At 64.8% G+C, this 25,659-nt stretch carries 27 protein-coding genes, 1 tRNA gene and 1 other RNA gene; 15 read left to right on the forward strand and 14 right to left on the reverse strand.

The features are described 5' to 3' along the window. Nucleotides 1-208: 208 nt before the first annotated feature. From AC5RWX_RS19245 to AC5RWX_RS19260, 4 genes are all read left to right on the forward strand, one after another. Nucleotides 209-559 carry a YegP family protein gene (locus AC5RWX_RS19245; protein WP_494097929.1) on the forward strand — a complete coding sequence of 117 codons (351 nt, stop codon included), beginning with the start codon at nt 209-211 and terminating at the stop codon, nt 557-559. A 292-nt stretch (nt 560-851) separates the two neighbouring features. Next, on the forward strand, nt 852-1,403 hold the full coding sequence (locus AC5RWX_RS19250; RefSeq protein ID WP_494097930.1) for an RNA polymerase sigma factor: 552 nt from the start codon (nt 852-854) through the stop codon (nt 1,401-1,403). Next, complete coding sequence (locus tag AC5RWX_RS19255; RefSeq protein WP_494097931.1) at nt 1,400-2,320, forward strand: hypothetical protein; 921 nt, start codon at nt 1,400-1,402, stop codon at nt 2,318-2,320. The genes AC5RWX_RS19250 and AC5RWX_RS19255 overlap by 4 nt, the downstream gene beginning before the upstream one ends. Nucleotides 2,321-2,376: 56 nt before the next feature. Further along, nucleotides 2,377-2,802 carry a CoA-binding protein gene (locus AC5RWX_RS19260; RefSeq protein WP_494097932.1) on the forward strand — a complete coding sequence of 142 codons (426 nt, stop codon included), beginning with the start codon at nt 2,377-2,379 and terminating at the stop codon, nt 2,800-2,802. Nucleotides 2,803-2,814: 12 nt separating this feature from the next. Here AC5RWX_RS19260 and AC5RWX_RS19265 read toward each other — a convergent pair whose 3' ends face one another. Beyond that, complete coding sequence (locus AC5RWX_RS19265) at nt 2,815-3,843, reverse strand: isopenicillin N synthase family dioxygenase (RefSeq protein WP_494097933.1); 1,029 nt, start codon at nt 3,841-3,843, stop codon at nt 2,815-2,817. Nucleotides 3,844-3,888: 45 nt separating this feature from the next. Here AC5RWX_RS19265 and AC5RWX_RS19270 point away from each other — a divergent pair, with 45 nt between their 5' ends. Genes AC5RWX_RS19270 through AC5RWX_RS19285 form a run of 4 tightly spaced genes read left to right on the forward strand, consistent with a single transcriptional unit; the run spans nt 3,889 to nt 5,495 of the window. Next, complete coding sequence (locus AC5RWX_RS19270; protein ID WP_494097934.1) at nt 3,889-4,305, forward strand: MmcQ/YjbR family DNA-binding protein; 417 nt, start codon at nt 3,889-3,891, stop codon at nt 4,303-4,305. Then, nucleotides 4,302-4,847: a DUF1990 domain-containing protein gene (locus tag AC5RWX_RS19275; RefSeq protein WP_494097935.1), complete on the forward strand. Its 546-nt coding sequence runs from the start codon at nt 4,302-4,304 to the stop codon at nt 4,845-4,847. Before AC5RWX_RS19270 ends, AC5RWX_RS19275 begins: the two co-directional genes overlap by 4 nt. A 5-nt stretch (nt 4,848-4,852) precedes the next feature. Further along, the gene (locus AC5RWX_RS19280) at nt 4,853-5,170 is read left to right on the forward strand and encodes a putative quinol monooxygenase (RefSeq protein ID WP_494097936.1); all 318 of its coding nucleotides are present in this window, start codon (nt 4,853-4,855) and stop codon (nt 5,168-5,170) included. Between the two features lie 31 nt (nt 5,171-5,201). Continuing rightward, a complete protein-coding gene (locus tag AC5RWX_RS19285; RefSeq protein WP_461173818.1) occupies nt 5,202-5,495 on the forward strand; it encodes a DUF503 domain-containing protein in 294 nt (97 codons plus the stop codon). Nucleotides 5,496-5,498: 3 nt separating this feature from the next. Here the strand turns inward: AC5RWX_RS19285 and AC5RWX_RS19290 are convergent, their stop codons facing one another. The 4 genes from AC5RWX_RS19290 to purS form a co-directional block, all read right to left on the reverse strand. Further along, nucleotides 5,499-6,323: a GDSL-type esterase/lipase family protein gene (locus tag AC5RWX_RS19290; protein WP_494097937.1), complete on the reverse strand. Its 825-nt coding sequence runs from the start codon at nt 6,321-6,323 to the stop codon at nt 5,499-5,501. Nucleotides 6,324-6,396: 73 nt separating this feature from the next. After that, nucleotides 6,397-8,706 (reverse strand): phosphoribosylformylglycinamidine synthase subunit PurL, encoded by a 2,310-nt coding sequence (gene purL / locus AC5RWX_RS19295; RefSeq protein WP_494097938.1) that lies wholly within the window; start codon nt 8,704-8,706, stop codon nt 6,397-6,399. After that, complete coding sequence (purQ, locus tag AC5RWX_RS19300; protein WP_494097939.1) at nt 8,703-9,494, reverse strand: phosphoribosylformylglycinamidine synthase subunit PurQ; 792 nt, start codon at nt 9,492-9,494, stop codon at nt 8,703-8,705. The genes purL and purQ overlap by 4 nt, the downstream gene beginning before the upstream one ends. A gap of 1 nt (nt 9,495) precedes the next feature. After that, on the reverse strand, nt 9,496-9,747 hold the full coding sequence (gene purS / locus AC5RWX_RS19305) for a phosphoribosylformylglycinamidine synthase subunit PurS (RefSeq protein WP_015935902.1): 252 nt from the start codon (nt 9,745-9,747) through the stop codon (nt 9,496-9,498). 270 nt (nt 9,748-10,017) lie between these two features. On the opposite strand from purS, the gene AC5RWX_RS19310 reads away from it, so the two are divergent. Then, a complete protein-coding gene (locus AC5RWX_RS19310; protein ID WP_494097940.1) occupies nt 10,018-10,200 on the forward strand; it encodes a hypothetical protein in 183 nt (60 codons plus the stop codon). A gap of 286 nt (nt 10,201-10,486) precedes the next feature. After that, nucleotides 10,487-13,591, forward strand: a complete 3,105-nt coding sequence (locus AC5RWX_RS19315; protein ID WP_494097953.1) for a S8 family serine peptidase — start codon at nt 10,487-10,489, stop codon at nt 13,589-13,591. A gap of 90 nt (nt 13,592-13,681) precedes the next feature. On the opposite strand, the gene AC5RWX_RS19320 is transcribed toward AC5RWX_RS19315, so the two are convergent. From AC5RWX_RS19320 to AC5RWX_RS19335, 4 genes are all read right to left on the reverse strand, one after another. Continuing rightward, nucleotides 13,682-14,029 (reverse strand): subtilase-type protease inhibitor, encoded by a 348-nt coding sequence (locus tag AC5RWX_RS19320; protein WP_494097941.1) that lies wholly within the window; start codon nt 14,027-14,029, stop codon nt 13,682-13,684. Next, nucleotides 14,026-14,967 carry a 3-methyladenine DNA glycosylase gene (locus AC5RWX_RS19325; RefSeq protein WP_494097942.1) on the reverse strand — a complete coding sequence of 314 codons (942 nt, stop codon included), beginning with the start codon at nt 14,965-14,967 and terminating at the stop codon, nt 14,026-14,028. The genes AC5RWX_RS19320 and AC5RWX_RS19325 overlap by 4 nt, the downstream gene beginning before the upstream one ends. Next, the gene (locus AC5RWX_RS19330) at nt 14,936-15,556 is read right to left on the reverse strand and encodes an SSI family serine proteinase inhibitor (RefSeq protein WP_494097943.1); all 621 of its coding nucleotides are present in this window, start codon (nt 15,554-15,556) and stop codon (nt 14,936-14,938) included. Before AC5RWX_RS19330 ends, AC5RWX_RS19325 begins: the two co-directional genes overlap by 32 nt. 91 nt (nt 15,557-15,647) lie before the next feature. Then, entirely contained in the window at nt 15,648-16,151 is a 504-nt protein-coding gene (locus tag AC5RWX_RS19335) for a MarR family winged helix-turn-helix transcriptional regulator (protein ID WP_494097944.1), read from the reverse strand. Between the two features lie 79 nt (nt 16,152-16,230). Between AC5RWX_RS19335 and AC5RWX_RS19340 the strand changes: the two genes are divergently transcribed. Then, entirely contained in the window at nt 16,231-16,473 is a 243-nt protein-coding gene (locus AC5RWX_RS19340) for a hypothetical protein (protein WP_494097945.1), read from the forward strand. A 151-nt stretch (nt 16,474-16,624) separates the two neighbouring features. Then, complete coding sequence (locus tag AC5RWX_RS19345) at nt 16,625-16,816, forward strand: hypothetical protein (RefSeq protein ID WP_494097946.1); 192 nt, start codon at nt 16,625-16,627, stop codon at nt 16,814-16,816. A 108-nt stretch (nt 16,817-16,924) separates the two neighbouring features. Here the strand turns inward: AC5RWX_RS19345 and AC5RWX_RS19350 are convergent, their stop codons facing one another. Further along, a complete protein-coding gene (locus AC5RWX_RS19350; protein WP_494097947.1) occupies nt 16,925-18,283 on the reverse strand; it encodes an aspartate kinase in 1,359 nt (452 codons plus the stop codon). A gap of 241 nt (nt 18,284-18,524) precedes the next feature. Between AC5RWX_RS19350 and AC5RWX_RS19355 the strand changes: the two genes are divergently transcribed. Together AC5RWX_RS19355 and AC5RWX_RS19360 are read left to right on the forward strand one after the other, a co-directional pair. After that, nucleotides 18,525-19,481, forward strand: coding sequence for an ABC transporter ATP-binding protein (locus AC5RWX_RS19355; RefSeq protein WP_494097948.1), 957 nt, complete (start codon nt 18,525-18,527; stop codon nt 19,479-19,481). A gap of 5 nt (nt 19,482-19,486) precedes the next feature. Continuing rightward, entirely contained in the window at nt 19,487-20,620 is a 1,134-nt protein-coding gene (locus AC5RWX_RS19360; RefSeq protein WP_494097949.1) for an ABC transporter permease, read from the forward strand. A gap of 58 nt (nt 20,621-20,678) precedes the next feature. Here the strand turns inward: AC5RWX_RS19360 and recR are convergent, their stop codons facing one another. The 4 genes from recR to AC5RWX_RS19380 form a co-directional block, all read right to left on the reverse strand. Continuing rightward, nucleotides 20,679-21,278: a recombination mediator RecR gene (recR, locus tag AC5RWX_RS19365; RefSeq protein ID WP_494097950.1), complete on the reverse strand. Its 600-nt coding sequence runs from the start codon at nt 21,276-21,278 to the stop codon at nt 20,679-20,681. Between the two features lie 36 nt (nt 21,279-21,314). After that, the gene (locus tag AC5RWX_RS19370) at nt 21,315-24,686 is read right to left on the reverse strand and encodes a DNA polymerase III subunit gamma and tau (protein ID WP_494097951.1); all 3,372 of its coding nucleotides are present in this window, start codon (nt 24,684-24,686) and stop codon (nt 21,315-21,317) included. Between the two features lie 51 nt (nt 24,687-24,737). Next, an RNA gene (ffs, locus tag AC5RWX_RS19375) (signal recognition particle sRNA small type) lies at nt 24,738-24,834 on the reverse strand. A gap of 18 nt (nt 24,835-24,852) precedes the next feature. After that, complete coding sequence (locus tag AC5RWX_RS19380; RefSeq protein WP_494097952.1) at nt 24,853-25,203, reverse strand: hypothetical protein; 351 nt, start codon at nt 25,201-25,203, stop codon at nt 24,853-24,855. A 325-nt stretch (nt 25,204-25,528) separates the two neighbouring features. Here AC5RWX_RS19380 and AC5RWX_RS19385 point away from each other — a divergent pair. Beyond that, nucleotides 25,529-25,613: transfer RNA gene (locus tag AC5RWX_RS19385), tRNA-Ser, on the forward strand. Nucleotides 25,614-25,659 lie beyond the last annotated feature (46 nt).

The following is a 25,659-nucleotide window of genomic DNA, read 5'->3' on the forward strand; positions in this document are numbered from 1 at the left end:
CCGTGGGCTGGCATTCCGGAATTTACACATCGTTTACGGGGGATGTCTTGAGAGAACGCGGACGCAGCCGGGACACTCGTTTGTACACTCGGTGACCTGACCACAGCCCCGGGAAAAGGGGCCGGTGGCGCGCCGGACTGGCGGGGGCTGCGACGCCGGCCGGCAGAGCCGCACGCAGGACTGGTACCGCAGAACGAAAGGATTTGTTATGGCCGGAAAGTTCGAAGCGTTCATTGACCAGGATTCGTTTTTCAGGTTCCGGCTGCTGGCCGCGGATGGGGCAGTAATGGCTGTCTCCGGCCCCTTCGAGGACAAGGCCGCCCTCGTTGCCGGAATCGCCGCCGTCCGCGAGTGTGCCGGCACAGGACTGGTCACCGACCTTTGCCCGGCCGGTGCCGCGGTTCGTCCGGCGCCCGCAACGGCACCTGCAGTGGTGCCGGCACCCGCAGCGGCTGATTGTGGAGACCAGCGAACTCCCGCCGCGCAGACGTTCATCCTGGCAAAAGGAGCGCGCCGGCAGGGGACCAAGCCCCGCTGGACCACGGCAGTTGCCCGTTGAGGGTCCGGCCGAAGGTTTTTTTGAATTTTTTCCTGCAGGCGTAACCCTTCGGACGCCTGCAGCGATTACCCCTTTGTAGCGCCGGTCTGGAACTTGTCCCCCATCACGTTCCAGGCCGGCTCTTTCACTTTCCGGCGCCAGCCGGCAGCTGACCAAAACTGGCCGCAGTGCTTGCGTGGCTGGATCGGGGCAGTGGTTATTGAGGGGTAAAGTGATGCGGGAAAAGGCGTTCCCCCTTTGGATCAGGCCTCTTCCGCTCCGGAAACCCCTCTTCACTGAAAGCACTACGTCCGTGACTGATGCACTCACAGACGGGACCCTGCGGGACCAAACCGCCGGGGCCTCCGTCTTCAGCGTGGTCTACCGGACCTATGCATCACAAGTCCTGGGCTATCTCACGGCCCGGGGCGTCGATGATCCGGAGGCGGCCATGCAGGAGGTGTTCCTCTCTGTCCTGCCACGGCTCGGCACCATCCAGGGCGGTGCCGCAGGACTGCGTACCTTTATCTTCTCGGTCGCGCACGCCCGGATGGTGGACGATCACCGGCGCCAAAGCCGCACCCCGGCCAAATTGCCTTTCGAGCCTGAGCTGGACCAGCGTGAAGATTCCTCTGCGGAGGCGGACGCCCTCGAACGTATTTCACCCCGTGAGGTCATGGGCCTGCTGGACGGGTTGCCGGAGGACCAGCGCGGGGTCCTGGCCCTTCGCCTCGTTGCCGGACTCACCGTGGAGCAGACGGCTGCAGCCATGGACAAGACCGTCGGCGCCGTGAAACAGCTTCAGCGGCGGGCACTGGGGAAACTCCGGGAACTTTCGGCCGTGAAGGAGTACCTGAGGCCATGACGCAATCGAATTACCTGCCGGACATGGTGGAGGACATGCTCCTCGACGCCGGATACCGCAAGGACCCCAAGCTTCGCGCCGCCCTTCTTGCAATGGGGTCGCTGGCGTCGCTGCCCGCACCGGCCCCGTCCGGAAATCTTGCCGTACTACTGGCGGAATCCAGCAGCTCCTGTGGTGACTCGAATGATGGTGGCGGGATAACGGAGAGCGGAACCGACGAACTGGCCGGGCGCCGGCGGCTCCGGGCACACCGGCCGGCCGTCGTGGGCCTTGCCCTGATAGCAGGCATGGGACTTGGCGTAGGCGGGGTAGCGGCCAGTTCCGCCGTCTCCGGTCAATCCGGAAGCCAGTCAATCCAGCACATGCTTGAAGACTGGACTCCCGCCTGGAGCCTGCCCGCGCCGGAGGTCCCAGGCTCAATGGTGCCGTCATATGGCCGGAATGGACCCTCCACGAGTGCAGTGGTGGTGCAGGGTGGACCGGAACCTGGCACCAGCGAAGAAAACGCCACTCGCGGTGGCCTCCCTGCAGCCGCTCCCGCTGCTGAGGATCCGTCTGCTGAGGACCCGTCTGTCGTGTCCCTTACCCCGGAAGTGCCGGCACCGGAGACATCCGGGCACGACACGCCAGGAAACGGGGAAGTTGAAGGAAGCGGCGGGCAGAACACTCCCAACCAATCCGGGAAGGGCGACGCCGCGGCTGCTCAGGAGGAAAACGGTGTCGTTGCTGTGGTCCCGGAGCAGGCAGTTGGCCAGGGAGACGCGGGCGCCCAGGGCGGGGCAGCCCGCGTGGCTGGAGCGCCGCCAGGGGTACGGGCGGACTCCGTGCCGGAAGTCCTCAGGCTGGGTGTGGACGCCGCAGGGGCTGCCGTGCATGCCGTGCCAGGTGCGAAGTGGCTGCAGAAGTTCAGCCGGTAGCCGCCACGGGGAAGAACGTTGGCCTACGTGCCCTCCCGGCCACGTAGGCTGGACGCATGGGGCACAAAAATGATCCTGCCGTTGTCGAACGGCTAATGCGGACCAAAGGGCGGTGGGCCATCGTGGGCCTCACCACCAATGAGTGGCGCGCCGCCTACGATACTTCGCTTTTTATCCGGGACCGGCTGGGGATGGAGATCATCCCGGTGAACCTTCCGGGCGAGCCGGTACACGGGGAAGCCGGCTACCGGAGCCTTGGTGACATTCCCGCAGAGAAGCACCCCATCGACGTCGTGGATTGCTTTGTGAACTCCCAGAAGGTGGGGGCGGTAGTGGACCAGGCGATCGCGGTGGGGGCGAAATCGGTGTGGCTGCAGTTGGGGGTTATCGATGAGGCCGCGGCGGAGCGGGCGAAGGCGGCCGGGCTGGATGTGGTGATGGACATCTGCCCCGCCCAGCAGGCGTGGAAATACAACCTCTGACCGGCTGGCAGTTCAGCGGTTCAGAAGCTCCGGATAATGCCGTTCCGTGACATCGGGGTGGGCACGCATCCGGCCCTTGAGCATGTTCATCCCGTAGGAGGCCAGGAGCGGGTTCGCGGGGTCGTCGGAAATGCCCCTTGCTTCAGCCTTCAACTCGGGCGGCAACGGGACGGGGTCGATCACGGCGTCCAGCCGGGGAGACCAGAAGAACGGGACGGAGTACCTGTCCACCCCAGGGGGTGGAGCCTGGACCCGGTGGATGGTGGCAACGAGATAGCCTCCCGTGGCCACCTCCAACATCTCGCCAAGGTTCACCACCAAGGCTTCGGGAATGGGCTCCACGGGAGCCCACTCAGTTGCACCGGGCGGGAGGACTTCCAGGCCGCCGACGTCGTCCTGCAACAGGAGGGTAACGAAGCCGTAGTCCGCGTGCGAACCAACCCCTTGGTCACCCGCGGCCTTTACTACTCCGCCCACGTAGTGGACCAGCTTGCCCATCCAGGCCGGAGAACCCTGGAACGGCTCGTCAAAGTAGTTTTCCGGCAGCTTAAGCGAGACGGCGATGGCCCGGAGCAGCTCCATTCCTACCTTGGACATCAGTTCCGCCCATTCCATGGCCGCCTGTCTAAGTTCCGGGAATGAGTCCTCCGGCCACAGGTTCGGACCCTGGAGCAGCCAGTAGGGCTGGTCGGCCGGATAGTCCCTGACCGGCTCGCGCTCTGGAGAGTAGTCGATTTGCTCGCGGGCATCCGCCCGCCCCTGGGTCACCTCGGTGCCCATCCGGGTGTAGCCGCGGAAGTGGGGTGAGAGCCTGTTGTCCAGCTTCATCCTCTCCTCCAGCGGCAGGGCAAAGAACCGTCTGATCACGTCCAGCAGCTGCTCGGCCTGGCCGGGCGCTGCGCCGTACCCGGTGATCTGGAAGAAGCCCACGTTGTGGGTGGCGTTTCGCAGCTGCTCGATGAAGTCCGGGCTGAATGAGCCGTTGGCCTGCCTTGCCCTGCCCAGGTCCAGAACAGGTATGGCCCCCTGATCGTGTGACATCCTCGCAGACTAGCACCGCAGGGGCCCGCTTTATAGGCTTCGTGCATGGACCCTGCTGCTCTAAGGAAAATCTGCCTCTCGTTTCCCGGCGCGTACGAGGATTACCCGTTCGGGCCCGAAACTGCCGTATTCAAGGTCCACGCAAGCGTTGCCGGCGGGGCGCGGCACGAGGCCAAGCTGTTTGCCTTGTCCTCGATGGACGCCAGCGACTTCTACGTAAACCTCAAGTGTGAACCCACCCTGGCCGTTCAGCTCCGCGCGGCGCATCCTGAGATCAGCGGAGCGTGGCACATGAACAAAACGCACTGGAACGGCGTCCGCCTGGATGGGACGCTGCCGGACGACATGGTCCGGGACATGGTGGAGGACTCCTACGACCTGGTGGTGGCAGGTCTCAGCCGGAAGCAGCAGGAGCAGCTCGGGTGGGCCCGCTTGGCAGAAACCGGGGGCGGGAGCCCTTGAAGGCCAACCGCAGGGCAGGCGGCGTCCTCAACTACCCCTGCATCGGCTGCACCGAGCACGGTTCGGCACCGGCAGGCTACGCGACGGTGCTGGAGGAGGTCCACCTCGGCAGCGGCCTGGGCGTCTATCAGCGGGTTGCCGCCGGCATCCTGTCCTGGGAGCTGCAGCGGCGCGCAGGGCTTCGCGTCCGCACCGATTCGCCACGAGTAGTGCCCGGGGCCCGGGTGGTGAGCGGCTTCGGCGCCGGGAGCCTGCGCCTGGACGCGCCCTGCGAGGTGGTGTGGGTCCGTGAACCGCTGCCGGCGGGTATGCCCCAGTCTGCGGGATTCGGGTACGGAGCACTGCCCGGGCACCCGGCCCGGGGAGAAGAATCCTTTGAGGTGCAGATCAACGGGAACGCCGGGGTACTGCTGCGAATCCGGGCGTTCAGCAAACCAGGTAACTGGTTCTACGCGGCCGGCGGACTGGTAACGCGTGCGGCGCAGCGCCACGTTACTTCCCGGTACATTGAAGGGGCACGCCAACTCGCCGCGGAAGGATAAACCCCGTGATCTTTATCGTCGTCAAATTCAAGGTCAAGCCTGAATGGTCGGAGCGCTGGCCGGAACTTGTGGCCGGCTTTACCCGGGCAACCAGGCAGGAGCCGGGTAACCTCTGGTTCGACTGGTCCCGCAGCCTGGATGACCCGAACGAATACGTTCTGGTTGAAGCGTTCAAGGACGACGGCGCCGCAGAGCACGTCAACAGCGCACACTTCAAGCAGGCCATGGCGGACATGCCCCAGGCCCTCGCCGAAACACCCCGCATCATCAGCCGCCAACTGGACGGCGAAGGGTGGGACCGGATGGGCGAACTCACCATCTAGCCTCGCAGCCGTATTTCGCTAGGCTGAAGCCATGTGGATCGGCTGGATCGAATTCGACATCCTCCTGGGCGACGTTCAGAGTTTGAAGGAGAAGCGCTCGGTTATCAGGCCGCTGCTGGCTGACATCAAACGCAAGTATGACGTGTCCGTGGCTGAGGTGGGCTATCACGACCAGTACCGGCGCTCGCAAGTGGGCGCGGGCCTGGTGGCCGCTGACCGGGCGCACCTCGTGGAGGTGCTGGACGCCGTCGAACGCCTTGTGGCCGGACGGCCGGAGATCGAACTGCTGAGCGCACGGCAGCGGGACCACCACAGCGAGGACTGACTCCTAGTTCCGCTGCCAGGCGGCCTTCCACGTGATGTCCGCCAGCGTTGCCTGGCCCTGGAGGCTCGGGTGGAAGTAGTCCAGGACACTCACGTCGCTTGCGCTGAAACCGTGCGCGTACACCGCTCCGCCATCAGTCCGGCAGCTCTCGTACCGGGCACAGGCGTCTGCAAGGACCTCGTTGAAGGCGAGCTCCCGCTGGACAACCTGGCGGCGCATGTCCTCCGTGTTCGAAGCAGCGAGCATGGACTGGCAGTTCCGGGCAGCAGACCAGGCAGACTGTGCCGCCTGGTCATAACGCAGGACATTCCACAACTGGTAGATGTCAGGGATGCTGGCGACAAAAACCTGGGGTCGTGGCCGCATCTGGTCCAACGTGGCAAGTGCGCGGGTCACCGAGGCCCTGAAATCTTCCACCGGGGTCATGGTGTCCAAGGATGGGGCGCAAAGATCGTTCGCGCCCACCAGGACCGTGACATACTCGGCGCCTTGTCCGGCCGCGGCCGCCGCCTGGCGCGGCAAGTCGGAGGCCTTCGCTCCGCTCACGGCGTTGTTGACGTTTTTTCCCCTGATTCCGGGCACCAGCTGGAGCAGCCGTTCGTAGTGGCTGGTCACCCCGTCGCTCGGGGCGTCACCGGTGGACCAGGACCGCGCCGGATAGTCGCCATGCGCGCAGCAGGCGCTGTAGGCCTGTGTGATGGAGTCCCCGAGGGCCGCCATACTGCGAGGGTAGGCAGCATCCGGCGCTGATCGTGGTGTGGGCGCCGCGGCAACCAGGATCAGGAACGGCAGCAGCAGGAAGCTGAGGAACTTTGCCACCTTGGCCATAGCTCGATTAAAGCGGAAATCCACGCCCCCTTCCCGAAAGGGGCGCGGATTTCCGTGTTTGTCAGTGCGGACGTCAGCCGAAGTACTTCGGCAGCGTACCCTCATGCGCTTCGCGCAGGGCGTCCAGCGACAGGCCCGCCACGCCGTTGATCTCCAGGGTGCCGCTGGCAGCGTCCACCACGCCAATGCGCGTGTGTGCGAAGCCGCGGGCAGTGCACATGTCCGTGAACCGCACTTCCTCGGAGCGCGGGACGCCGACGACGGCACGGCCCTGGGACTCGGAGAAGAGCGCCGTGAACAGGTCCACGCCGTCACGGTCCAGGACATCCTGCAGCGCGATCCGCGCACCCACTCCATAGCGCAGCGACGATTCCACCAGCGCAGCGGCGAGGCCACCCTCGGAGAGATCGTGGGCGGAATCGATCATGCCGTCGCGGGAGGCGTTGATCAGGATCTCGCCCAGGGCGCGTTCGGCGTCGAGGTCAACCTTAGGCGGCTGCCCGCCCAGGTGGCCGCGCATGTTGGCCCACTCGGAGCCGTCCAGCTCCGCAGCGGTGGTGCCCAGCAGGTAAATTGCCTGGCCATCCTCGCGCCAGCCGGACGGCGTGCGGCGGGCAACGTCGTCGAGCTTGCCCAGCACTGCCACCACGGGGGAGGGGTGGATGGGGGTGGTGCCCGTCTGGTTGTACAGCGAGACGTTGCCGCCGGTGACCGGAATGCCCAGCACCATGCAGGCGTCGGACAGGCCACGGATCGCTTCGGCGAGCTGCCACATCACGTCCGGGTCCTCGGGGGAGCCGAAGTTCAGGCAGTCGCTGACAGCCATGGGGACGGCGCCGGAGGTGGCGACGTTCCGGTACGCCTCGGCCAGCGCCAGCTGTGCGCCATGGTACGGATCGAGGTACGTGTAGCGGCCGTTGGCGTCGGTGGCCAGGGCAACACCCAAACCGGTTTCCTCGTCAACCCGGACCACGCCGGCGTCGTCCGGGAACGCCATGGAGGTGTTGCCTCCGACGTAGCGGTCGTACTGGTCGGTGATCCAGGACTTGGAGCACATGTTCGGCGACGCCACCAGTTCAGTGACGGCCTTGGCAAGCTCAGCCGGTGCGGAGGGCCGGCCGGCGTCCTGCACCGATCCGGTGAAGGAGTCAGCCTGGACGTCGTCCTGCCACTGCGGGCGGGCAAACGGGCGGTCGTAGACGGGGCCGTCATGAGCCACGGTGCGCGGATCGACGTCGACAATCACCTCGCCTTCCCAGGTGATGATGAGGCGGCCGCTGTCTGTCACCTCGCCCAGCCAGGCGTACTCCACAGCCCACTTGTCCATGACGGCTTCGAACGCCTCGACGTTCTCCGGGGTAACCACGGCCATCATGCGTTCCTGCGACTCGGACATGAGGATTTCGCCGGGGGTCAGCGTGGGGTCGCGGAGCAGTACGGAGGTCAGCTCAACGGACATGCCGCCGTCACCGTTGGAAGCGAGCTCGGACGTGGCGCAGGAGATGCCGGCTGCACCCAGGTCCTGGATGCCTTCCACCAGCGAGCCCTTGAACAGTTCCAGGCAGCACTCGATCAGGACCTTCTCGGCGAAGGGGTCGCCTACCTGGACGGCGGGGCGCTTGGACGGCTTGGTGTCATCGAAGGACTCGGAGGCCAGCACGGAGGCGCCGCCAATGCCGTCGCCGCCGGTGCGGGCGCCGAACAGGACCACCCTGTTGCCCTTGCCTGAGGCATTGGCGAGGCGGATGTCCTCGTGGCGCATAACGCCTACTGCCAGTGCATTGACCAGCGGATTGCCCTGGTAGACGGAGTCGAAGACCATTTCGCCGCCGATGTTCGGCAGGCCGAGGGAGTTGCCGTAGCCGCCGATGCCGGCGACGGCACCGTGCATCACGCGGGCGGTATCCGGGTGGTCGATTGCGCCAAAGCGCAGCGGATCCATCACAGCAACGGGGCGGGCACCCATGGAGATGATGTCGCGGACAATGCCGCCGATGCCGGTCGCGGCGCCCTGGTAGGGCTCAACGAACGACGGCGAATTGTGCGACTCGATCTTGAAGGTCACGGCCCAGCCGTCCCCCAGGTTAGTCACGCCGGCGTTTTCGCCGATGCCCACCAGCATGTCCTTCTTCATCTCCGGGGTCACCTTTTCGCCGAACTGGCGCAGGTGGTTCTTGGAGGACTTGTAGGAGCAGTGTTCGCTCCACATGACGGAGTACATGGCGAGTTCTGCGCCGGTAGGACGGCGGCCCAGGACCTTGATGATCTCGTCGAACTCGTTCTGCTTCAGGCCCAGTTCAGCCCAGGGGAGTTCGGTATCCGGAGTCTTCGCCGCGTTTTCGACGGTGTCGATATTGAACTTCTTGGTGGTTTCGATGCTCACTTGTCGCCTCCCACAATCTTGGTCAAAACGGAGGTGAAGAAGCCCAGCCCGTCGGTGTCGGAACCGCCGATACCGGCCCCGCCGGACCCAACAGATTCGGGGCCGAAGCCGGCCTCCACGGCGTGCTCCGGGTGCGGCATGAGTCCCACCACGTTGCCGGCGGCGTTGGAGATACCGGCGATGTCGCGGCGGGAGCCGTTCGGGTTAAAGCCCACGTAGCGGAACACCACGCGGCCCTCTGCCTCGAGCGCGTCCAGGGTCTTGTCATCCGCGAGGTACTGGCCGTCCTGGTTCTTCAGCGGCACAGTGATTTCCTGGCCCGCTTCGTAGTCCAGTGTCCATGCGGTGTTGCTGTTTTCGACACGCAGGACCTGGTCCCGGCACATGAACTTCAGGTGGTCGTTCTTGATCATCGAGCCCGGCAGCAGGTGCGATTCCGTGAGGATCTGGAAGCCATTGCAGATGCCGAGCACGGGAAGCTTGGCGTCGCTGTTGGCGGCGTCGATGATCCTGGACATCAGCGGTGCGAACCGCGCGATGGCGCCGGCGCGGAGGTAGTCACCGTAGGAAAAACCGCCGGGAATCACGACGGCGTCCACGTCACCAAGTTCGGTGTCGGCATGCCAAAGCTCCACGGCGGTGCCGCCGGCCAGCCGGACGGCACGGGCGGCGTCACGGTCGTCAAGGGTTCCGGGGAACGTCACAACGCCGATCCGGGCACCGGCGAGCCTGCTGGCACCGGAAGCGTCGGCAGCGATAGCCTCGCCAATCAGGGGAAGTTCAGTCATGTCAGGCCTCGACGACCTCGACGTTGACGACATCCTCGATCACGGGGTTGGACAGCAGGGTCTCTGCCGCATCACGCGCCTGGGCCAGGATTTCCTCGGTCACCTCGCCGTCGACGGTCAGTTCGAAACGCTTGCCCTGGCGGACAGAGCTGAAGCTGGTAAAGCCCAGCCGGGGGAGAGCGCCGACGATAGCCTTCCCCTGCGGGTCCAGAATCTCGGGCTTGGGCATAACGTCAACAACGATCCGGGGCATCCGGTAACTCCTGTGCGTGAGCTTTGGGTAAGGGCGCAGCGGAGTGGTGCCGTCTCACGCCGTACCGAGGTGTTGGGAGACACTTTGTTGAACCTTGTGGACGGGCGCTCCGCGAGCTTGCCACTCCATTCTAACGGCCGGAGTGCCCCACCCTGTATTCGGCGGAATCCGCCCACCGGCGGCGACTGGCGCCCCGGGTTTGAGGGGATGGCGGGCGCCGGTGGGCGGCGGGTTCTGGAGTTGAGCTGAAGGTGTCACTAGGATTGCTGAATGGCAGAGAAATCGAGATCCGTGCTGTTGCCCATGGTTGCCGCGGCAGTGTTTGCCGGACTGGGGCGAATGGTGCTTCAGAAGATCAAGGCCGACCGGTTTGCCCGGGATAACCGGGTCACGGGACCCATGGATGAAAAGACCCGGCAGTGGATCAGCGACGTGGTGCGCACTCCCCGGTAGCGGCGCCTGCCCGCACTCACTCTGGGGTTGCCAGGGCGCCCTGCGGGGCGCCCTTTTTTATTCCGTTCCGTCCTGCCCTGCCCGCGCAGGCGTATGACTGCCGAAAAATTCTCGATTGTGTCCTATATCATATTGAGCTCTCAGTCTGTACTCTTTGAGTCCACTGGTCTCACGGAATGACAAGACCTGTAATTTCGCTGTCTGGCCAGTCATTTGGACCCGCAGTCGTGGCGGGGTCCGGTACCTCGTGAAAGGGTTGCACGTGAGATCTACTGGAAAGAGCCCCTTGCGGGGCGGGGGATTCCGGAGGGCTGCGGCGCTGGCCGTAGGTCTGCCTCTTTTCCTCACCTCAATGGCCGTAAGTCCCGCTACCGCGGCGCCGGCCGGACAGGATATGGCAATAGCTGTTAAGAAGACCGCGCCTGCGGAGTTCAAAGACGGCCGCTATATCGTTGTCCTGGCGGGTGCGGCGGCTGCGGCTTACGAGGGTGAAACGCCGGGCCTTGGGGCAACGAAGCCCCAGAAGGGCCGGAAGCTGGATCCTGGAGGTGCCAACTACAAGGCCTACGATGCCCATCTGCGCAAGCAGCAGCGTGAGGTCGCTGCCAGTCAGGGTGTCACCCCCGGGAAGCAGTTCACGGCTGCCCTCAACGGCTTCAGCGCGGAACTGAACGCCGGGCAGGCCATGGAGCTCGCCCGGGACGAGCGGGTCCTGGCGGTGGCACCGGATGTGGAAAATTCCCGGGACTACACCACCACCGACTTCCTCAAGCTGACAGGCCCGGACGGAATGTGGGCCAAGCAGTTCGGCGGGGAAGCCAATGCCGGCAAAGGCGTTGTGGTCGGAGTCATCGATTCCGGTTATGCCCCGGACAACCCGTTCCTGCAGGGAGAGCCAGTCCAGCCGCTGACCGGTCCCGCGCAGGTTGGCGTGCCGTACCGGACCGCCGAGGGCCGGATCGCCATGCTCAAGGCCGATGGCACCATCTTCGAGGGCGAATGCCAAAAGGGCCAGGGGGCTGGCGCCTCATTCGACGGCTCCCAGTGCAACACCAAGGTCATTGGCGCCAGGTACTTTGCCGATGCGTTCCTGCAGAACGTAGCACCCGGAAACCGGGCGCCCCAAGAGCTCATCTCGCCGGTCGACGTCGGAAGCCACGGCACACACACGGCCACCACCGCGGCTGGCAACGCGAACGTTGAGCAGGTGATCGACGGCGCCGGGTTCGGCAAGAGCTCGGGCGTTGCTCCCGCCGCAAAGGTCTCCGTCTACAAGGTGTGCTGGGAGGACACCAATCCCGATACCGGAGGCTGCTACTCCTCTGCTTCGGTCGAGGCAGTGGAAGCCGCCATCCAGGACGGCGTGGATGTCCTGAACTACTCGATTTCGGGCAACAACAACAGCACCACCGATCCGGTGGCACTGGCGTTCCTCAACGCTGCCGCCGCAGGTGTTTTCGTTTCCGCTTCCGCCGGCAACTCCGGCCCCACAGTCTCCACGGTCAACCACGCTTCACCATGGCTGACCACAGTTGCTGCGTCCACCTTCCCGAGCGAGCTGCTTGGCACCGTTAAGGTCTCCGATGGCTCGCTGTACCGCGGAGCCTCGATCATGAAGTCGGAAGTGGCAGACAAGCCGGTTGTCGTAGCCTTGGCTGCGGCAGCAGCAGGTGCAGCCAATCCGAACCTCTGCGGCCCCGGTTCCCTCGATGCTGCCAAGGTGGCCGGCAAGGTAGTGGTCTGCGACCGCGGCGTTGTGGACAGGACGGCCAAGAGCCAGGAAGTCCAGGACAAGGGTGGCGTCGGAATGATCCTGGTGAACCTCACCAGCAGCTCCGAAGATGCCGACAACCACGTGCTTCCCACCGTGCACGTCAATGCCCCGAAGAGCCTGGAATTGAAGTCCAAGCTCGAAGCCAACCCCGCTTTGACAGTCAGCCTGGTCAAAGGGGACCTTACGGATGAACCCGCTTCCCCCGCGCCCCAGATCGCCGGCTTCTCCTCCCGCGGGCCAAGCCTTGCGTCCGGCGGAGACCTGCTGAAGCCGGATATCGCTGCGCCGGGCGTGAACGTCCTGGCGGGTGTTTCCACCATCGGCAACAAGGGCGAGCAGTTCGGCTTCATGTCCGGCACGTCCATGGCCGCGCCACACATCGCCGGTTTCGGGGCACTCGTGCTCAGCAAGCAGCCCACGTGGACGCCGGCCATGGTTAAGTCGGCCATGATGACCACCGCCTACCCGCTGCTTAACGCGGACGGTTCACCCAACACGGATCCCTTCCAGGGCGGTGCCGGCCATATCGACTCAACCCGCGTCCTGGATCCAGGCCTTGTCTACAACTCAGGCATCACGGACTGGCTCGGCTTTCTCAACGGCCAGGGGGTAGAGACAGGAGCACCACAGGCGGGCACTATCGCCGCCCGCGACTTGAACCTGCCGACCATCGCACTCGGCGGCCTGGTGGGTGAAGTGCAGGTCAAGCGCCAGCTCACCGCCCTGGTTCCGGGGATGTACCGTCCGGAAGTCACCATGCCGGGCTTCAACGTACAGGTAGAGCCGCAGGCGCTTAACTTCGTCAAGGTAGGCCAGGTTCGCGAGGTTACCCTGACCATCAGGAACGTGAGCGCTCCGGTGGGCGAGTTCAGCACCGGCACCCTGACCTGGAAGGGCCCGCGCACTGTGAGCTCTCCCATCGCCATCCGGCCTGTTGATGCACAGATCGCCCCGTCGTTCTCCTTCAGCTCCGCCACAGGCAGCGGCAGCGGCACCATGGAACTGGTGTCGGGTTCAGACAGCCCCATCAAGGTAGGGGTGGAAGGCCTGGCGCCTTTGAGCCAGACCGCCATCACCAAAACTCCCGGGGGGTACGCACCGGCAAATGATGCGCATAACGCCCTGCTTCAGGTGACCGTGCCCGCCGGAACCTCGTTCGCCCGTCTGGGAGTCCAGGCGCAATCGAACGACGTCGACTGGGACATGGTGGTGTACGCACCGAATGCTTCGGGCGGCGTGACGGCAACACAGGTGGCAACAGCTTCTGCCAGCGAGTTCCTGGACCTGGAATCGCCTCGCGCCGGCACGTACTACATCGTGGCCAACCTCTACTCCACGCCTGACAATGGAGCAGCCAGCGCGTCCGTGCAGACGGTCACGTTTGCAGGGGATGCCGGCAACCTTAAGGTGGAACCGAACCCGATTGTCGCTCCGAACGGCACCGCCACCTCGGCCACACTGGCTTGGGCCGGCTTGACCGAAGGGGTTTACGTTTCGCGCCTTAGCTTGGGCGACAACGGCATCAGGACCTGGGTCAACGTCCAGGTGGGCGCCGCCCCAGCTGCTCCTTCCGGGGCTCCGCAGGTAGCTTTCGCGGACGCAGTTCCCGCGGCCTAGCAGCCTGACGTTTACCGAACAGGATCCCCGGGCGGAATAACCGCCCGGGGATCCCGTTTTTCCGGCTTGTACCGCCTGTTGGTGGTCGGCCTACGTGGCCCCGGACGCTCCACCGACGTTACCCAGCAAAGGGGCCATTGTTTTCCAGCGCGAGATTTCGCAGCCGTCGGTCCGCATGAAGACCGCTTCAACAGGGCGGCCGTGGAACGTTCCTGTCACCACAGCCACTTGCGGTCCGCCGTATTGCTGCGTGCACAGCTTCGGAGGGCCCGGCTTCGGGAAGAAGATGTCCTCGCCGTACCGTTCCACCGCGGCGAGGGCAGCCTCCGGGTCCGGCACTGTACTTTCAGCGGAAAGGCGCCCACCGTCGGCTACCAAGTGGAATTCATGCTCGCTTGCATCGGGGCTTTCCCGCAGCCTGATGGTCAGGTCGATCATTGGTTCCCACTTCCAGGCAAGGTCGCCAGTTCCTGGGCCAGCTTTGCACGGAGTGCTGCTGCCTCGGCTGCGAAGGACCGCTGCTGTTCCACGTACGCGGCCTTGCCTTGTGGGGTTTCGATGGGAATGGCAGGGTAGCCCCACTCCACCAGGTCGTAGGGGGATGCCTGCATATCCATGGCCCGGATCCGCCATGACAGCTCAAAGCAGTCCATTACCAGCTCACTGGGCAGGGCTGGCAACAGCTTGTACGCCCACTTGTACAGGTCCATGTTCGCGTGGAGGCAGCCCGGCTGTTCCACGTGGCGCTGGGTTTCCCGGCTTGGTGCCAGTTCATTCAGCGGAATGGCGTCAGGGGTGTAGAAACGGAAGGCGTCGAAGTGGCTGCAGCGGATCCGGTTTTCCTCTACTACCTTGTCCGTACCGGCTGAACCGAGGCGCAGCTGCAGATACTCGTGGCGCAGATCGAACCGGTCCTGGTGGTAAACCATTGCCCACTCATGGAGCCCAAAGCAGCCAAATTGGGCAGGGCGTGCGGCAGTCCCCCGCAGGATGATAGTGGCGAAGGAGACGGCGTCCTTGCGCTCTGCGAGAAACGCCTCCCGGTCCAGGGTGACCGCGGGGCTTCCCGGCGGCAGCCCGAGGGCGGCAAGTTCGCCGTCGTCGAGCGTTCGGTAGTGTTTCCACCCACGGCGCGCCACCGCTTCCCGCCCCCCGAGGACGACTCCGGCGCCGGGGTGCCAGCGGCGGAGCTGGCCGGGTTTCTGGGTGTAGTACGTGAAGAGGAAGTCTTCCACCGGGTGCTTCTGCCCCGCTGAGCGGCGGGCAAGGTAGGGGTCCGCGTAGCGGCTGACGCGCTGCTGGTGTGCTTCCTCCTTGGCGCGCCACTCGTCCTCCGCCAGGATGTTAAGCTGCTCCACCGGCTGCACCAAGTACATCCTTGACAGCATCCCAGGCGCTGATCTCGCAACCGTTGGTCCGGGTGAAGGCAACATCAACAGGGACGCCATCCACGACGCCGGTCACGGTAGCTTCCTGGGGCCCGCCGTACTGCTCCGTGCAGACCTGGTCAGCCCTCTTCGGCGAGGGACTGAGCAGTGCCGCGTTCTGTTTCAATGCGGAACAGGCTGCATCAGCAGTGGGATGATTGCTTTCGGCTTCGGGCGCGCCGTCCACGCAGACGAGGGTGTAATGGACCTCAGGCTCGCCGGCCGAAGGCTTGAGGGCGATGGCCAGTTCGGCGTTGCCCTGCCCCGGTCCCGATGACGGCGCGGCAGGCGCGGGGGCCGGCGCCGGAACAGAGGTCTCAGCATCAGGGTCGGGGCTGCCCGAAGGGCCCGGCGAACCCGGCGATGCCGGGGAGGAAACGGAGGCTGTTGGCGAAACCGAGGCTTCACCGGAAGGAGTTCCCCCGCCCCCGTCCGGGGTGCAGGCGGGCAACAGTAGTGCCGCGAACAACAATGCCGCGAGCCGGAAACCCATTGTGCTTCCGGTCCGGTTGGGGCGCGGCACGTCAACTGGGCGCATCAGCTGCACGATGCCCCCGAATGCACATAGAGTCCGCATTGTCGCCTGTCCGTCATGATGCCATTCTACTGCCGTATCCGTGCTGGGCCGGTTATGCCTGCTGGCTTTGGGAGGTGGCTGCAATGAGTCCCATCATGGAAGCGTGCAGCTCGCTGACCTGGTTTCGGGTCAGGCCCAGGCGTTCCATCATGGTCCCGGGAACCCTGATCGCCTCCTGCCGAAGGGCTATTCCTGCGGGCGTGAGAGCGACTGCGAGGGCGCGCTCGTTGCCGTCCACCCGCCGTCGGGAGATGAGGCCCGCGGTTTCAAGCCGCCGCAGCAAGGGCGAGATGGTGGCCGGCTCCTGTGCCAGGGCATCGCTGATGTTCCGTACGGTGCGCGGGCTGGATTCCCAGAGGCACAGCATCACCAGGTATTGCGGGTGGGTGAGGTTCAGTTTCTCCAGCACGGGCTTGTACGCACCCACTACGCTGCGGGAGGCGACAGTCAGGGCAAAGCAGAGCTGGTGCTCAAGCAGGAGGTCATTGTCCTCGAGGGCGTCCACTTCCGCGGGTGTGGTCCTTGGTGGGGTAGAAGTGCTGGATGCTGTGGTCATCGGGCCTCCAATTGTTAGTGCGCTAATTATCAGCGTACAGTTTGGATGAGAAAAAGCGGTCATTGGAAGGAGCCAGTTCATGGGTAAAGCCAGCTCGGAGGGCAAGGAAAACGCTTCGCAGCGTTTCATGCGGGCAACCGGGAAGCTGCGTGCCATCTTCGGTCCTGCAAACCGGTCCTCCCTCACGCACGACATGACAGAGGAAAACCGCAGGCTCCTGGCCCAGCGCCAGGCTGAAACCCAGCAATGGGAAACCATCACCCGGCCGGACGGCAGCACCTATGTGATGCCCAGGAACCCGGACGACAAGTCCCTTCGCTGAGACCTGGCCCACGGAGCATTTTCGGGCACGCGGGCGTAAAATAAGGGCACTGGCTCCGGCAGGAGCAGTTGCCGTATTTGGGATGGCGGCTGTTCTTCCCCTGAAAACAGGAAGGGGGTGGAAAACAGTGCCACATGTACTCAATGGGTTCATGAACCTGACCGACAGGCTCCGTTTCGTCCTTGGGCCGGCCACCCGCCTGGACTCCAGGATGCCGGTAGTGCACAAGCATGACGAGTTCGAGCAGGCCTCGGAGGAGGAACTCACGCACTTTGTGGTGGAGACCGATTCCACTGGCCACCACTACGCCGTACGCCGCGAAGACCTCGAAAAGGAGGCCTGACATTGGCCTGGCCGAAACCCAATGCCTGGTCACTCCCGGAAAACACAAAAATGCACTGGTGAGGGAAGAGACCCCGGCCAGTGCATTTTTATGTCCTGGGACCCGCCGTCAGCGGCCGGTGCCGCCGTAGACCTTGGCTTCGTTGTCGCTGTCCAGATCGAAGGCCCGGTGAATGACGCGCACGGCCTCATCTAGAAGATCCGCGTGGGTAACAACCGAAATGCGGATTTCTGAGGTGGAGATCATGTTGATGTTGATCCCGGCGTCCGAGAGTGCCTTGAAGAATGTAGCGGAGACTCCGGGGTGGGAACGCATGCCGGCGCCGATCAGGGACAGCTTGCCAATCTGCTCGTTGTACTCGATGCTCTCAAAACCGATCTGGTCCTGGGCTGCGTGGAGGGCCGTCAGGGCGTCGGCGCCTTCCACGATGGGCAGCGTGAAGGATATATCCGTCCGGCCGGTGCCGTGCGTGGAAACGTTCTGCACGATCATGTCGATGTTTGAGTGGGCATCGGCGATGACCTGGAAGATGGCTGCCGCCTTGCCGGGGATGTCCGGGACGCCCACAACGGTGACCTTGGCTTCTGAACGGTCGTGCGCGACGCCGGAGATGATTGGCTGCTCCAAGGCAACTCCCTCTTGTGTGGTGATCTTATCTTCGGCGCTGGGGATGACCCAGGTGCCTTCGTGCTGGCTGAATGACGAACGGACGTGCAGCGGCACCCCAAACCTGCGCGCATACTCCACGCAGCGAAGGTGAAGGATCTTGGCGCCGGAGGCTGCGAGTTCCAGCATCTCCTCGCTGGAGATGGTGTAGATCTTCTGGGCTGAGTGGACAACGCGGGGATCAGCGGTGTATATGCCGTCCACGTCCGTGTAAATCTCGCAGACGTCGGCATCCAGGGCCGCTGCCAGCGCTACGGCCGTGGTGTCGGAGCCTCCGCGGCCCAGGGTGGTGATCTCGTTGGTGGTCCGGCTCATGCCCTGGAAACCGGCCACGATGGCGATGTTGCCTTTGTCGAGGGCAGTGCGGATGCGGTGGGGATCGACGTCGATGATCCTGGCTTTGCCGTGGATGCCGTCCGTGATCATGCCGGCCTGGGATCCCGTGAAGGACTGTGCCGAGGCTCCCAGTTTGTTGATCGCCATGGCCAGGAGCGCCATGGAGATGCGCTCACCGGCAGACAGCAGCATGTCCATTTCACGGGCCGGGGCCGAGTCAGTTACCTGGCCTGCGAGGTCCAGGAGTTCATCGGTGGTGTCACCCATGGCCGAGACCACAACAACCACCTCGTTGCCTGCCACCTGCGCGTCGACGACGCGCTTAGCCACGCGCTTGATGCCATCTGCATCCGCTACGGAGGAACCACCGAACTTCTGCACGATCAGTTGTTTGGTGACGGCACCGCCGACAGGCAGCTCCTGTGGCTGCGTGGCGTTGTGCACTTCGGTAGTGGGCGTACTCATGCGCGTACCTTCATCGGATCAAGTGGAGTCCGGCCACACAGCCGTAACGCTGTTTTGGCCTGACGCTGGGAACTAACGCCATGGTTGGCGCGGCTTCTGGTCCCAGTTTATCGCCGTGCACGGCCGGGCGTTGAATTGTGACCCAATCTCAGCCCATGGAAGGACCTGCCGGGAAGCTTCGCAGGCGTACGCTCGAATTGTCTAGATGCATATAAGACTGTGGGGGACAGGTGCGCAATACATGGTAATGATTTCTGAATTACCGGACGCCGCGGACGGGCCGCAGTCCGACCGCGGCATAACGGCGCGGGCAGTGAGGCGCAGCTTCGGCCCCGTGCACGCCGTCGAACACATGGACTTCCATGCGCCTGCCGGGAAGGTGACTGCCCTGATCGGTCCGAACGGTGCGGGCAAAACAACGCTGCTGCTGATGCTGGCGTCACTGCTGGCACCGGACGAGGGCAGCATCAGCGTGGGTGGACTCGATCCGCGCCGGCACCGGGCAGAGGTGCGCAGCCGGTTGGGATGGATGCCGGACACCCTGGGCGTGTGGGAGTCCCTGACCGCGCGGGAAATCCTCACCCAGATGGCCCGGTTCTACCGGCTCCCGGCCCAGGGTATCGGGCAGAGGGTCGCGGAGATGCTTGAACGGGTGCGGCTGAACGACCTTGCGGACCAGCCTGCGCGGGTGCTGTCCCGCGGGCAGCAGCAGCGGCTCAGCCTGGCCCGGGCACTGATCCATGACCCCTCCGTCCTCCTCCTCGATGAGCCCGCATCGGGGCTGGACCCCGGCTCACGCGTGGAGCTGCGGATTATGCTGCGGCAACTCGCAGTCGAGGGCAAAGCGGTGGTGGTTTCGTCCCACGTGCTCAGCGAACTGGACGAAATCGCCGACGGCGCGGTGTTCGTCAACAAGGGCCGTACTGTCCGGCAGCAAACCGTCGAAGAAGCGGCGGCTGCCGGGCGCCGGTACGCAGTCACCGCCTCCGATGTGGCCGCACTGGCTGCCAAGCTCACCGAACTGGGCCTGGCGTTCCGACGCGACGACGGGCGGCGTTCGTCCGTGAGCTTCATGCTGGCAAGCGACGACGACGCCGAACGTCTGCTGCGCGACCTGGTGCTGGCCGGCGTCGGCGTCAATTCCTTTGCCCCCGCTTCAGGGGCCCTTGAAGAGACTTACATCAACCTCGAGGGGTAGCGGCAATGAGCCACGCGACAGAAGACCGGCAGCACACCGCCAGCCGACGAACAACGGGTGGGTATCTGCCCGGTGTGAGGGACGTGGTGGTCCTGGAGCTCAAACAGCGGCTGCGGTCCCGCGGCTGGTACATCATGCTGGCCATCTGGTTCGCCCTCACGGGGCTCGTGACTTGGCTGACGTGGGCCAGCTGGAACGCCTCACAGGCGGCCCAGCGCGGTGTCCCGGGCTTTGTCCCGCTGCCCGAATCAGGGCCTGGGTCCATGATTTTCGAGGTGGTCCTGGCCTTTGTCCTGCTGTTTGCATTGCTCGTGGCCCCGGCGCTCTCCGCCAACGCCGTGACTGGGGACCGCGCAGGCGGCACGCTGGCCATCCTCCAGGTGACGCTGCTTCAGCCCGGCCAGATCCTGTGGGGCAAGTTTTTCGCAGCATGGGCGGCAGCACTTGCTTTCCTGGTGGCCAGCACCCCGTTCCTGGTGATCGGGGTGGCGCTGGGCAGAATGACCGCAGCCCATGTACTGGTGGCGCTGCTGATGCTGGCTGTTGAGGTGGGGGTTATGTGTGCCATCGGGGTGGGCATCTCGGCGCTCGCCGGCAGGCCGCTGTTCTCCATCGTGGTGACCTACCTGGCAGTGGCCGGACTGGCAGTCGGCACGCTGATTGCCTTTGGACTGGGCACAGGACTTACCCAGGGCACGGTGATGGCGAACCAGGCTCAATACCGCGCGTACGAGCCGCTAAGCAACGGGCCGGTGGAACCGGAGTACACCTGCTCAGGGCCATTGCAGGAGCAGATGGTCGTGCGGACCGAACGGGTGGCCTGGTTGCTGGCCTTGAACCCCTATGTTGTGGTGGCTGACGCCATCCCGTACAAAGACCGCTTACAGGAGCGCCGCTACTCCTCAGTGGGGGCCATTGAAGGGATTAGTCAGGGAGCACGCTATGCACTTGCCGGTCCTGAGGGCACCTATCCGTGCGCCAACGGGGAGGTTAAGCCCCGCTACCTGGCGCAGTCCACACCGATGTGGCCGCTGGGACTCAGTCTGCAGATCCTGGTTGCCGCGTTGCTGATGTGGCTTGGCAGGCGCTCGCTCCGTACACCTGCCCATCGGCTGGCCCGGGGTACGCGTATCGCTTGAGCCAAACTTGCAGCGGTGTGGCGGTGCTGTCTCTTCCGGGGCACGGTCCGCCGGATCCTCAGGTCAGGGCGTTGCGGCGGCCCTCGAAGGCACGCCCCAATGTAACCTCGTCTGCGTATTCGAGGTCGCCGCCCACCGGGAGCCCGGACGCCAGCCTGGTCACCGTGATCCCGATCGTTTTCAGCATGCGGGCCAGGTAGGTGGCTGTTGCTTCTCCCTCGAGGTTCGGATCGGTAGCGATAATGACTTCCTGGATGGCGCCGTCGTTCAGTCGCGTGAGGAGCTCCCGGATTCGCAACTGCTCGGGACCGATACCGGCGATCGGATTAATGGCTCCGCCCAGCACGTGGTACCTGCCCCGGAACGAGCGGGTTCGCTCCACTGCGAGGACGTCCTTTGATTCTTCCACGACGCAGATTAAAGCCGGGTCGCGCCTGGGGTCACGGCAGATGTTGCATTGGTCCTGCTCCGTGACGTTGCCGCAGACAGTGCAGAACTTGACCCGTTCCTTGACGGAGGTGATGGCTTCTACCAGCCGCTTCATGTCCTGGGGGTCCGCTTCAAGGATGTGGAACGCCAGCCGCTGTGCGGACTTAGGGCCCACGCCGGGAAGGCGTCCGAGCTCGTCAATCAGCTCTTGGACAGCACCTTCGTACACGTTTTTCCTCTTTAGCTAGGGGTGAAAGTGGTTGGATCAGTGGCGGGGTGTAACGGCGCTTCCGTCGAGGGAACGCTCCTCGATCAGTTTCCCGCCGAGGATACGTTCCACCGCGGCACGGCCAAACACCCCGGATTCCTCAATGGTCTCATCGTCGGCACTGGGAACGTCCTGCACGTAGGTTGCAGCCGCGGGAACGGCCCGGGCAGGAGCCTTTGCCCGGCCCGCCTCGGCCTCCGGGCTGTTGGACAGGCGCTGGTAGAGGCTTTGCCGGGTGCCCGCGGCAGCAGGGGAGTCGGCAGGAACCGGAGAAGCCGCAGGAACCGGGGAAGCGGCGGGAACCGGAGAAGCCGTGGGAACCGGGGAAGCGGCGGGAACTGGGGAAGCCGCCGGGGCGGTGCGGGCAGGCGCGGCCGAAGCCATGGCGTACTCCCGTACCGGGACTGGATCGGAACCTTCGGGAGCGGTGGCTGAAGGGGCCGTGCCCGGGGGAACCGGAACGGCGCTCTGGGCGGCCGGTTCCGCGACTGTCGCCCCCATAGTCGCCGTTGTGGGCGAAGGTGCCGCTGGAGCCAAACCCCACTCCGCGTCCACCGAAGCCGCCGCATTGGTCACCGGGATGGAAGGGGGGATCTGGGCGGTAGCCGGCTCGTACCGTGTGGTTGAGGGTGCCTCAACTGCTTCCGTTTCACGCAAGCCGCCTGTGGCGTTCTTACCCACGTTGCTAGCTTCCCCAACAACCCAAACACCCGGTGCCTGCTCAACGGCACGTGCCCACGGATCGGAGGCACCTGTTCCGGGATTGCTGCCCGTTGGAGTTTTGGCGGTTGGAGTTCCGGCAGTCGCGTCGGTGCCGGATTGGGCATCAGATTGTGTGCCCTGCTGGCGTGAGCCGGCTGCGGCGGAAATGACACCCGGGGCGGCGGCCGGAGCTGAGCGGCCGCCGGAGCGCGAGGAAGGGTCCCAGTCCATGGGAGGCTCTTCTTCCAGCGGTGGCGCGTCTTCATCCCGGGGCGGGCCCCAGTCGTCGTCCGAGTAGGAGTAGTCTTCCGCGGTGCCGCTGTAAGGGTCAGCTTGCGCCAAAGGAGCTGTTGAAGGGACAGCCGGAGATTGGGCTGGTGAAGAGCCGCCGGCTGCCGAACGCTGAGCCAGGGAGGTGCCGTTCCCTGGTACAAGCTCGACTTTTCCTCCGGACGCGGGTCCGGCAGGAGCCGGGTGGTTGCTCCCGGCTGAGCCTTGGGTCACTGGCACTGCTCGGCCGTCTGCCTCCCGGTGGCCGGCACCTGCCGGAGCGGAAGGTGCCGGTGCATCCGCAGATGCCGGTGCAGGCGCCAGTCCCCAGGCAACATCAGCTGAAGTCGCCGGACCAGTTGACGTTGCAGGTGCTGGCCGGCTAGCGGGTGCTTTTGGGTTTGGCTCAGAGCTCGACCGGCTGGCGCTTCCGCCGGCCACTGCGTTGATCTGGCAGTCAATGCCAACAGTCTTGTGGATAGCCTGCCGCAGGTTCTCCGAGTGGTCTGCCCGGCCAAAAGCGCCGGCAAGCCCGGGTGTGGTGAACGAAAGGGTGAGCGCGTGGCCGTCAAACGCACTGACTTGGGCGTTGGGTTCAACGAGTGCCCAGGTGCTGCGCTTGATCTTGGAAAGCGTCTGCAGGACATCCGGCCACGCCCGGCGCAGTACTTCCACGTCGCCCATGGCTGCAGGGGAAGCGGAGGGAGCAGATCCGGCAGGCACCGATTCGGGCCGGGCAGCAGCAGGGACCGCCTGGGCAGCAGGGGCGGCCTGGGCAGCCGGAGCTGCAGCCTGCCTGTTGTCAGCTGACGGTGTTGCTACGGCAGGGGCCTCCGCGGGGACTGCGGCCGCGGGACGTGCCACTCCGGGACGGGAGTCGGCACGGGAAGCGCGGGAGTCTGCGGAGGGCTCGACCGGCCAGTCGCTGGTGCTGACCCGCGGAGCGGTCAACGGGGCACTACGGTCCGCAGCGGCAGGGCCCGTCGCTGGAGCTGGGGCCTGCGGCGAGGCAGGCGCCCTTTCCGGAGCGGCCGCTGCCGCTGCGGGTTCCTGGTGGACCTGCTGGGCGGTGGGGGATGGAGGGGCTGCAGGCTCAGGCGATGCCGGGCTGGGCATCGCTGGCTCCGCAGTCACCTGCGCGGTCGGCGTTTTCCCGGCCGGTGCCTGCTGGTCAGCAGGTCCAGCCTGGTGAGCGGTGGCTGTGGCGGGAGCCCCGACGCCGTTCCCTGCATAGTTGAGCCGCCGCTCTACACGGTCTATCCGTGCGGCCATGCCACGCTCGTTCTGCTCCGAACTGGGCAGGAGGATCCGGGCGCACAACAGTTCCAGATGCAGCCGCGGAGAGGTGGCACCGGTCATCTCGGTCAACGCTGTGTTGGTGACGTCGGCCGCGCGGGACAACTCGGCGGCGCCCAGGTTGTGCGCCTGGTTCTTCAGGCGCGCGATCTGGTCAGCCGGCATGCCACGAAGAATGGTCTGGGCGCTTTCGGGCATGGCCTGGACGATGATGAGGTCGCGGAAGCGCTCCAGGAGGTCCTCGACGAAGCGGCGCGGGTCATGACCGGTCTGGATGACCCTGTCCACGGCACGGAAGACGGTCGCGGCGTCCGAGGCAGCAACCGCCTCGACAACATCGTCCAGCAAAGAAGCGTGGGTGTAGCCGAGCAGCGCCACGGCAAGTTCATAGTCCAGGCCGTTGGGCCCGGCACCTGCCATCAGCTGGTCCAGGACGGACAGGGAGTCACGGACGGAGCCCCCGCCGGCGCGGATCACCAGCGACAGGACACCAGGCGCAACCGGGACGCTCTCCTGGTTGCAGAGAAGTTCGAGGTAGGCCATGAGCGGCTCCGGCGGCACCAGGCGGAAGGGGTAATGGTGCGTACGGGAGCGGATGGTGCCGATGACCTTGTCCGGCTCCGTGGTGGCGAAAATGAACTTGATGTGTTCCGGGGGTTCTTCGACGATCTTCAGCAGGGCGTTGAAACCGGCGGACGTGACCATGTGGGCTTCGTCAATGATGAAGATTTTGTAGCGGTCACGGACGGGGGCATACGTTGCCCTCTCGCGGAGGTCCCGTGCGTCGTCCACGCCGCCGTGGCTGGCAGCGTCGATCTCGATGACGTCGAGCGACCCGGAACCGCCACGGGCAAGTTCAACACAGCTGGGGCAGGTGCCGCAGGGGGTGTCGGTCGGGCCTTGGGCGCAATTCAGGCAACGTGCCAGAATGCGCGCCGACGTGGTCTTGCCGCAACCCCTGGGACCGGAAAAAAGGTAGGCGTGGTTGACCCGGTTCTTCCGCAAAGCGGTCATCAGTGGTTCGGTGACATGTTCCTGCCCGATAACGTCAGCGAAGGAGTCTGGACGGTATCTGCGGTACAGGGCGGTAGTGACTGTCACAGAGAAAACCCTACCAATCCGGGCTGACATTCTGCCGCCCTGTGGGGGAATAGTAAAGACCCCCCATGCACCCGCCAGAGCCCATTTACCCTTGCTACCTTCCGGTCCTGGGGGAGTTCAACAGGATGACGCCACATGAGGGGCCGTCAGATACTTTACCCGAACTTCAGGCCCGACTCGAATCGGGGTCCTGGAAGCGCCAGCCCTCAACCTTCCAGCTAATGAAGGCGGGCTCCTCATAAGGGTGAACTGACCGCAAGGCGGCCACCACGGCCTTCAACAGCGGCCCTTCAACCACACACTCAATCCGGTCCTCGGCCACTTCTTCGGAAGTGCCCACAATCCCGACGTAGGGAGCAGCGCCCGCCTGCGGAGTGAATCGGCCGGTGCCTGGGGTCACAAAGGAACAGTGTGAGTAGTTGCCAATCCGCCCCGCTCCTGCGTCGCCTATAGCCTTCAGTACCTGTGGTGTATGCGATGCGGGGACGTAAACCACCAGGGTGTGCAGCTCTGTCATGGCTCCCATCGTGCCCCAAGATTCAGCGGGAGGAGTGAAATCCATTGCTTATCCCCCTACCAGCCGCGATCATGGATATGTACACCGATTGGGGCAATCTCAAGATTGTGAGCTGCGAGGCCTGGCTGTTCGGAGCCGGACCCGGCAGCTCAACGGTGCTCCGGTGGAATGGGCGCGTTGGGGGCGTCCATTTCTGGGTAAAGTCCACATCGGGGACCCGCTTCCCGGCAGGCCGGCAAGGCTTCAGCGCCGGCCCCGGAGCCTCGATTGGGCGAAGCGGAAAAGTTCAGGTAATCTAGTATCTGCTTTTGATTCAGAAGCAGCTGGAGAATTCGCCTAGCGGCCTATGGCGCACGCCTGGAACGCGTGTTGGGTTAACGCCCTCGGGGGTTCAAATCCCCCATTCTCCGCCGGTAAAGAACCCGGCCCCGGCAGTATCGGGGCCGGGTTCTTTCG

Source organism: Arthrobacter sp. SPT-J7 (genome assembly GCF_059089965.1).

Bases quoted from the DNA above. Each gene is read 5' to 3' on its own strand.
- AC5RWX_RS19355 (WP_494097948.1), top strand. From the start codon at position 18,525: ATGGTAATGATTTCTGAATTACCGGACGCCGCGGACGGGCCGCAGTCC.
- purQ (WP_494097939.1), bottom strand. From the start codon at position 9,494: ATGACTGAACTTCCCCTGATTGGCGAGGCTATCGCTGCCGACGCTTCC.
- AC5RWX_RS19330 (WP_494097943.1), bottom strand. From the start codon at position 15,556: ATGCGCCCAGTTGACGTGCCGCGCCCCAACCGGACCGGAAGCACAATG.
- AC5RWX_RS19335 (WP_494097944.1), bottom strand. From the start codon at position 16,151: ATGACCACAGCATCCAGCACTTCTACCCCACCAAGGACCACACCCGCG.
- purS (WP_015935902.1), bottom strand. From the start codon at position 9,747: ATGCCCCGGATCGTTGTTGACGTTATGCCCAAGCCCGAGATTCTGGAC.
- AC5RWX_RS19345 (WP_494097946.1), top strand. From the start codon at position 16,625: ATGAACCTGACCGACAGGCTCCGTTTCGTCCTTGGGCCGGCCACCCGC.
- AC5RWX_RS19245 (WP_494097929.1), top strand. From the start codon at position 209: ATGGCCGGAAAGTTCGAAGCGTTCATTGACCAGGATTCGTTTTTCAGG.
- AC5RWX_RS19380 (WP_494097952.1), bottom strand. From the start codon at position 25,203: ATGACAGAGCTGCACACCCTGGTGGTTTACGTCCCCGCATCGCATACA.
- AC5RWX_RS19285 (WP_461173818.1), top strand. From the start codon at position 5,202: ATGTGGATCGGCTGGATCGAATTCGACATCCTCCTGGGCGACGTTCAG.
- AC5RWX_RS19265 (WP_494097933.1), bottom strand. From the start codon at position 3,843: ATGTCACACGATCAGGGGGCCATACCTGTTCTGGACCTGGGCAGGGCA.
- AC5RWX_RS19340 (WP_494097945.1), top strand. From the start codon at position 16,231: ATGGGTAAAGCCAGCTCGGAGGGCAAGGAAAACGCTTCGCAGCGTTTC.
- AC5RWX_RS19260 (WP_494097932.1), top strand. From the start codon at position 2,377: ATGGGGCACAAAAATGATCCTGCCGTTGTCGAACGGCTAATGCGGACC.
- AC5RWX_RS19270 (WP_494097934.1), top strand. From the start codon at position 3,889: ATGGACCCTGCTGCTCTAAGGAAAATCTGCCTCTCGTTTCCCGGCGCG.
- AC5RWX_RS19320 (WP_494097941.1), bottom strand. From the start codon at position 14,029: ATGATCGACCTGACCATCAGGCTGCGGGAAAGCCCCGATGCAAGCGAG.
- AC5RWX_RS19360 (WP_494097949.1), top strand. From the start codon at position 19,487: ATGAGCCACGCGACAGAAGACCGGCAGCACACCGCCAGCCGACGAACA.
- AC5RWX_RS19325 (WP_494097942.1), bottom strand. From the start codon at position 14,967: ATGTACTTGGTGCAGCCGGTGGAGCAGCTTAACATCCTGGCGGAGGAC.
- AC5RWX_RS19310 (WP_494097940.1), top strand. From the start codon at position 10,018: ATGGCAGAGAAATCGAGATCCGTGCTGTTGCCCATGGTTGCCGCGGCA.
- AC5RWX_RS19290 (WP_494097937.1), bottom strand. From the start codon at position 6,323: ATGGCCAAGGTGGCAAAGTTCCTCAGCTTCCTGCTGCTGCCGTTCCTG.
- AC5RWX_RS19255 (WP_494097931.1), top strand. From the start codon at position 1,400: ATGACGCAATCGAATTACCTGCCGGACATGGTGGAGGACATGCTCCTC.
- AC5RWX_RS19350 (WP_494097947.1), bottom strand. From the start codon at position 18,283: ATGAGTACGCCCACTACCGAAGTGCACAACGCCACGCAGCCACAGGAG.